The sequence below is a fragment of the Streptomyces sp. NPDC091280 genome (assembly GCF_044768565.1).
In the GTDB taxonomy this organism is placed as follows: Bacteria; Actinomycetota; Actinomycetes; order Streptomycetales; family Streptomycetaceae; genus Streptomyces.
The window spans coordinates 23255-30177 of the sequence record NZ_JBIVUZ010000029.1 but is presented as its reverse complement, the minus strand read 5'-3'; the positions used below and the strand labels follow the sequence as shown (position 1 = coordinate 30177).

At 69.9% G+C, this 6923-nt stretch carries 4 protein-coding genes; 3 read left to right on the top strand and 1 reads right to left on the bottom strand.

Annotation, left to right across the window (positions count from 1 at the left end; translation table 11 throughout):
• A partial coding sequence (gene dnaE / locus ACIQPR_RS48180) for a DNA polymerase III subunit alpha (RefSeq protein WP_403663886.1) occupies positions 1 to 2981 on the bottom strand: 2981 nt, incomplete at its 3' end.
• 286 nt (positions 2982 to 3267) lie between these two features.
• Between dnaE and ACIQPR_RS48175 the strand changes: the two genes are divergently transcribed.
• The 3 genes from ACIQPR_RS48175 to ACIQPR_RS48165 all read left to right on the top strand — a co-directional run bounded on the left by ACIQPR_RS48175 (position 3268) and on the right by ACIQPR_RS48165 (position 6809).
• Entirely contained in the window at positions 3268 to 4074 is an 807-nt protein-coding gene (locus tag ACIQPR_RS48175; protein WP_403663883.1) for a S1 RNA-binding domain-containing protein, read from the top strand.
• 475 nt (positions 4075 to 4549) lie between these two features.
• Positions 4550 to 6070 (top strand): alpha/beta hydrolase, encoded by a 1521-nt coding sequence (locus ACIQPR_RS48170; protein WP_403663880.1) that lies wholly within the window; start codon positions 4550 to 4552, stop codon positions 6068 to 6070.
• Positions 6071 to 6179: 109 nt separating this feature from the next.
• Positions 6180 to 6809: an MGMT family protein gene (locus ACIQPR_RS48165; RefSeq protein ID WP_403663895.1), complete on the top strand. Its 630-nt coding sequence runs from the start codon at positions 6180 to 6182 to the stop codon at positions 6807 to 6809.
• The last annotated feature ends 114 nt before the right edge of the window (positions 6810 to 6923 follow it).

Here is a 6923-nt window from a genome sequence, read left to right as displayed (position 1 = left end):
ACAACTGTCAGAGGTAACGAGGCGGTTCCTACCTGGTGTTGGGAGGCCCCTTCGGGGCCACCCAACACTGAGAGCGTCCAGAAGTACCGGGAGAACAGGTGCTGGGTGACGTCGATCGACAGTGTGTCCAGCTCGGCGCCGAGTTTGTCGCGGCTGGTCATCTCGGGCAGGCCGCTGGGGTGGGCGGTGACGAGTTCGCCGCCGAGGGGGAGTTGCCCGTCGGTGGCGGCACGGTTGCGGGAGTGCCGGTGCAACTCGGTGGCCTGCAGCAGCAGATCCCTGCGGGTCAGGTCTGCGGTGAGCGGGTCGAGGGCGCCGATCCGGATGAGCCGTTGCGCGGTCGGCAGCGACGGGCGGGCCCGCTGCCACAGGTCCTGGAGCGAGGTGTAGGGCTGGCCGGCCGCGAGGCGGGCGGTCTCCTGCTCGCTGATGCCTTTGACCGTGGAGAAGGCGAGCCGCACGCCCAGTCCCTGAGCGGTCTGTTCGACGCTGTGCTGCGGGCGGGAGCGGTTGGCGTCGACGTTCAGTACGGGTACGCCGTGGCGGCGGGCGTCGGCGACGATGACCCGACGCGGCCACATGCCCGGATCGTGCTCCAGCAGCCCCGCATACAGGGCGGCGGGGTGATGGGCCTTCAGATACGCGGACTGCAGGGCGGGGACGGCGAAGGCGACCGCATGGGCGCGGCAGAAGCCGTACGCACCGAAAGCGGCGACGGTCTCCCACACCTCGTCCAGCACTGCCGTGGTGTAGCCGCGTGCCCCGGCCGTGCGGCGGAACCACGCCTCCACCCCGGGCAGCCTGCCGGGATCGGCCAGGGCGCGGCGGGCGACGTCGCCGGCAGCACGGTCGCAGCCGGTCATCCGGGCGAGGATCGCGATGATCTGCTCGTGCCAGATCACCACCCCGTACGTGTCGCAGAGGATCGCCTCCAGGTCCGGGTGCGGGTAGCGGGGCGCGGCACCGTGCCGGGCCGCGATGAAGAGCGCGGGCATGCCCCCGGACACGGGTCCCGGACGGAACAGGGAGATGTCGGCGATGACGTCCTGCAGGTGCCTCGGTTGCAGCCGCCCCACGAGATCCTGCTGGCCAGGGCTTTCGAGCTGGAACAGGCCCACCGTGTCGGAGCGCCGGATCAGGTCGAAAGAGGCTGCGTCGTTGAGGTCGACGTGGTCGGGGTTGTCGAGATCGAGCTGGCGGCCGGTCGTACGGCGGATCTCGGCGACGGCGTGCGCCATCGCCGACTGCATCCGCATCCCGAGCACATCGAGCTTGAGCAGCCCGAAGCCTCCGAGCTCGACGTCCTCCTTGTCGGCCTGCACCATCGGGTAGCCGGCCGGGGTCGGCTGCACCGGCACCCGGTCCAGCAGCGACGCGTTCGAGAGGATCACACCGCACGGGTGCATGGCGTAGCCGCGAGGCAGCGCGTCCAGCCCCTCGGCCAGCTCCCACAGCGGCCCGAACTCACCTTTCCTGGCAGCGAGTTGGCGCAGTTCCGGGAGTTCGGCCAGGGCGCCTCGGATGTCGCGGGCGCGGATGTGCGGGAACGACTTCGCGATCTCGTCCACGACCCGGGGAGCCAGCCCGAGTGCGAGGCCGGCGTCGCGCAAGGCATGGCGGGCCCGGTAGGTCTCGGGCATGCCGGTGACCGCGACGCGCTCCCGCCCGAACCGTTCGATGATCCTGTCGTAGACCTCCAGGCGGCGGGCGGACTCCACGTCCAGGTCGATGTCGGGCAGCGAGGTACGGCGCTCGGACAGGAACCGCTCGAACAGCAGGTGGTGCTCCAGCGGGTTCGCGGTGGCGACGAAGAGGCTGTGGTTGACCATGGATCCGGCGCCCGAGCCGCGTGCGGCGACCCGGATGCCCATCGCCCGCACATCGGCCACGACCTGCGCCACCGCCAGGAAGTACCCCTGGAACTGGAGGCGCCCGATCACCCCCAGCTCGTAGTCGAGCTGCCGAACAGCGCGTTCGTCCCTGTCCAGGCCGCGGGCGGCCATGCCCGTCTCGCAGCGCCGACGCAGCAGTTCAAGGGCCGAACCGGGCTCGGGGCCGGCGCCCACGACGGACGGCTCGGGAAAGTGCGGGCGCCCCAGCCCCAGATCGGCCGGGGCCAGGACGCAGGACTGCGCGGTCGCCCCGGTCTCGCCCAGCAGGGCGGCGGCTCTTTTCCTACCGGCGCCGACGGACTGCGCGATCCGGTCGGCCACCGCCGCCATGGCGGCCGGACCCTTCAGCCAGCGCTCGCCGCCGTCCAGGCTCCGGCGGTCGACGGGCCGCAGCAGCCGCGCCGCATCGAGGACATCGGCGACCCGGTGCTGGCCCGGGTCGGCGTAGCGGACCGCGTTCGACACCACCGTGCGCACGCCGAGCTGGTCGCCCAGGCCCACGGTCCGCGCGGCCAGCCGCAGCGACCCCGCCCCCGTACCCTGCCGCCCCAGCCGCACCGCCTCCAGCCGCAGTTCCTCCCCTGCCAGCTCCCGCCACGGCGCGAGCAGCTGCTCGGCGATGTCGGGGCGGCCGGACGACAGTGCACGCACCGGCTCGGAGGCAGGCCCCAGCAGCACCACCAGGTCCTGGCCGGCGTACTCACGCAGCACCGGCCACGACACGACCGGCGGTGCGCCGCCGGCTGCGGCGTGCGCGGCGGACACCAGGCGGCACAGCCGCGCCCACCCGGCCGCGGACCGCGCGAGCAGGGTGACCCGCAGCGGCGGCTCCACCACGTGGGCGCCACCGCGCACCGGCGTACGCGGCCGGCCGGCTGCCGGGGCGGGCGGGGCGATGGGGGCGACGGCGACGTCGACACCGAGGACTGGCCGGATGCCGGCAGCTGCGGCGGCCTTGGCGAAGCGGACCGCGCCTGCGGCGGTGTCCCGGTCGGTCAGCGCGAGCGTCGTCATCCCGCGCTCGGCGGCACGCTGCACGAGGTCCCCGGGGAGGGAGGCGCCGTACCGGGCGGAGTACCCGGAGGCCACATGCAGATGAGTAAATCCATGCTGCCCACCTCCGTTCCTCGCCTGTCTCTCCCGGACCTGTGACCTCTCCAGATATCCACACTATTTGAAATCGCACAAGCGTGCGAACAGGTGATGTGATGGTGTCCCACGCGCCGCACCGACCTGTTGTGACGGAGCGCGACGGATTGCGAGGGGAGTGCGCCCGCCTGCGAGTCGTACGATCATCGCTCTCTGCAGTGCCGGGTCGCGGGATGGCCGGTGGAAACCCGTCGTGGAGGGCCCGTGCGGAAGTTAGGCTCCGCCCATGGCCGCGTCCGTCCCCGATCCTCGTCTGCAGTATCTGATCAACAAGCTCCGGCCGGGTTCCGTGAGGAGCGTGACGGTCGCAGGGTTCGACGGAGCGGACGTCCTTGTTCTCCTTGGGGAGTCGGACGAGGAGGACCGCGAAGTCGGACGCATTCCCCGGCATGAGGTGTCGATCCGTCGCACCGACCACCCGTCCGAGATCTTCACGGTCGGCCGGCAGATCGAAGCCGAGGAGATCGGACGCTGGCGGGGGCAGCTGAACCTCTCGGCCCGTGCCTGCGAGAACCCCGAGCTACGCGCTTTCCTGGTGGCCATTCAGCCTGGACAGATCGTTTCCGGGACCGTGTCGGGAGTTCACAACTTCGGGGTCTTCGTTCATCTCGACGGCGAGCCCCACGGGCTCTGCACCGGGTTCATCCGCGTGCCCGACCTGACGTGGGACCGGATCAATCACCCCTCGGAAGCAGCTGAGGTCGGCCAGCGGATCACCGGTGAGGTGATCATGTCGGAGACGCGCGATGGCCAGGTCACGATCTCCTTGAAGGCTCTCCTGGAAGACCCCCTCGTGCGGTTCGCTGATCAGACAGGCCATGTCCTCAACGGGACTGTCACGAAGATCGTCCCGTTCGGCGTGTTCGTGCGACTCGCCCCCGGCATCGAGGGACTTCTGCACGTCTCCGAGATGACCGGCTCACCAGTCGAAAGCCAGGACCGGCCCGTGAGCGAGGGCGACCAGATCACGGTGCGGGTTGCGGAAGTCGACCTCCAGCGACACCGCATCAGGCTCTGCGCTCACGGGTCTTGAGTAGCGCCAGGCCCGCATCCTGTGCTGCCCTGAAGACCATCGAGCACGTCGCGATCGCCTAGGGTGCCGCGCTGGCCGCTCAGGACACGCCGCACACGCTGCTCGTGAAGGCGGCGATCCCTCTGCTCCGGTAGTACCCGTCCGCATGCGCGACCGTCGCGGGGGCCGGAGTCTGATCGTGTGGACTTCCCCGTCGACGTAGCCCTCGCCGAGTTCGTCCCGACCCTCCCGGTCGGGGCGAACTGGCGCTACGAGCCCAAGTTATGGACAGGGTTCGAGCGTGTCCGTTGTCCACGACGATCATGGTGTCGAGGAGTGTCTGCGGCGCGAGGAGCCCGGCTGGGCGAGGTCTGGCCGAATGACTGAGAACCCAGGTAGGGCCCGGGCTAGTTGATGACCTTTCGGCCGAGGCGCGTCCGGTGCGGTGCGCGAAGAGTGGACCTCGTCACCGGCTCCCTCCTGAAAGACGTCGTCCATGCGCCCCGTACACAAGGCCGCTCTCGCGGCGGCTGCCCTGCTCGCCACCCTGTGCGTACCCGTGGCTCAGGGAGCACTGACCGCGGCGGCCTCCGATCGCCCCTCGGTCCTCGCCCGCTACTACGATCAGCACCCGGCTTGGCACCGCTGCGGAAGCCCCGACCGTTACCCCGCGGCCTACCAGTGCGCCACCGTCACTGTGCCCCTCGACTACGCGCACCCCGACGGCCGCACCTTGACTCTGAAGGTCTCGCGGTTGCGCACCAGCGTCCCGGGCAAGCGTCACGGCGTCCTGCTGTCCAATCCGGGCGGCCCGGGAGACCTTGCCCTGGACGACCCGATAACCATGAAGGACGCTTTGGCCAAGAGCGTGAGGGACCGGTACGACCTGGTCGGCTTCGACCCGCGTGGTCTTGGCGCCAGCAGCCCCTTGCAGTGCGGTCTCACTCAGGACGAGGCGAGCCCCGCCCTGCGCCCGTACCGGCCGGCCACCTTCGCGAAGGACACCATCCGGGCCCGGGACACGGCCGCCCGGTGCGTCGCCCGCGAGCGCGCCCGGCTGCCGTACATCACCACCCGCAATACCGCCCGGGACATGGACGTCATCCGCGGAGTCCTGGGCGAGAAGAAGATCTCCTACCTCGGCTGGTCCTACGGCACCTACCTCGGTGCCGTCTACACCCAGCTCTTCCCGCACCGCAGTGACCGCATGGTGCTCGACAGCGCCGTCGACCCCAACCGTTTCGGGCGCCACACGAACCAGGCCATGGCCTCCGGAGCCGAATCCGCGTTCCGGAACTGGAGTCGGCTCGTCGCCCGCCGCAACGGCATCTATCACCTCGGCGACACGTCGGCGAAGGTCCGCGCCGTCTTCTGGCGGCAGGTCGCCCGTGCCGAGCGGACGCCGATCCGCTACCGGGGAAGCGACGAGACCCACCAGGGCTCCGTCGTGACAGGTGACGGCATCCGCGACTGGCTGCGCGCGGACTTCTCCAACGCGCCCTACCAGGCTGCCCGTGAACTCGCCGACCTGCGCAATTCCCCCACCACGCACGCCGTTTCCGCAACGTCCGGCGGCAAGGCGGATCCCGCGGACGACAACGCCATCGCCCTCAATCTGGCCGTCATGTGCGGCGACAACTCCGTGTCCTGGCCCCGCGACCCGGCCCGCTACCGGCAGGACGCACGCCGGGCCAAGGCTCGCCACCCCCTCTACGGGGACTTCACCGCCAACATCACGCCGTGCGCGTTCTGGCCGAAGGGCTCTGAACCGGTGACCCGTGTCGACAACCGGGTCGGCGCCCTCGTGGTGCAGAACCAGTGGGACTCCCAGACCCCCCTGTCCGAGGGCCTGGCCATGCACCATGCCCTTCACGGTTCGCGTCTGGTCTCCATCCGTGACGGCCGCGGCCATGTCGTCTACGGCATGCCCGATGCCCCTCTCTGTGTCACCCGCACCGTCAACTCGTATCTGATCACCGGTCGTCTCCCGGTCCGCGACGTCACCTGCCGGTCCTGACGGCCACGCGCCTGCATCCTTCAACCGGCCGTCGGCGGAGCGGACTTGGGCACAGAACGTCCGCCGCCGCGAGGGAAAGTGATGGGCTGTCATCATCCTCGGGGCGGTGATGACAGTCCGGCGGTTGAAGGGCGCTCGCCGGTGTGGTCACGGCGCGGCCCGGATCGGTCTCGTGACGTGTGTATATGACACACTGTGCACCGGGTGGGGCGGAACCTGCATCCTCACCACGGTCTACGGCGTCAACCCACTCGCCGGTAGTGAACTGCACGACGACAGCCCCATCGAAGCGTCGACTATGACTTTGTCCGCACGGTGGCCAAAAGGCGAGAATATGAACCCGCATCACCAGCATCAGCCCGCTTCTTACGGCGAGTCCAGGCTTGTATCAGCCGCGGAGTACGAGAGTGCGGTTCTCGCAATTGTCTGCCAGATTCCCGCGGGCCGTGCCATGACGTACGGGCTGATCGCGGAGATCGTCGCAGAAAGCCTGCACCGCGGCGGACCCCGGCAAGTGGGGCAGGTTCTGGCCAGATCACCGGTCATCGACGACGAGGGGAACGTCATTCCGTGGTGGCGAGTGGTGAACGCTGCCGGCTCGCCCCCGTCCCATCACCTGGAGGAGGCTCTCGCTGCCCTGCACGACGAGAGGTGCCCGCTGACTGCCGACGGTCACCGTGTCAATCTGCGCCAGGCCGTGTGGTTTCCCGAACTCGACGAACGCGGGAACGCTGTCTGAGGTCCGTCGTGGCCCGACGGTACATCTGCGGGGGTTGGCGGAGCGGGCACCGAGTTCCTCCCGCTCGAACTGGACGCCACGGTGCGGTCGGGCGATGCCGCCGGCGAATTGCAC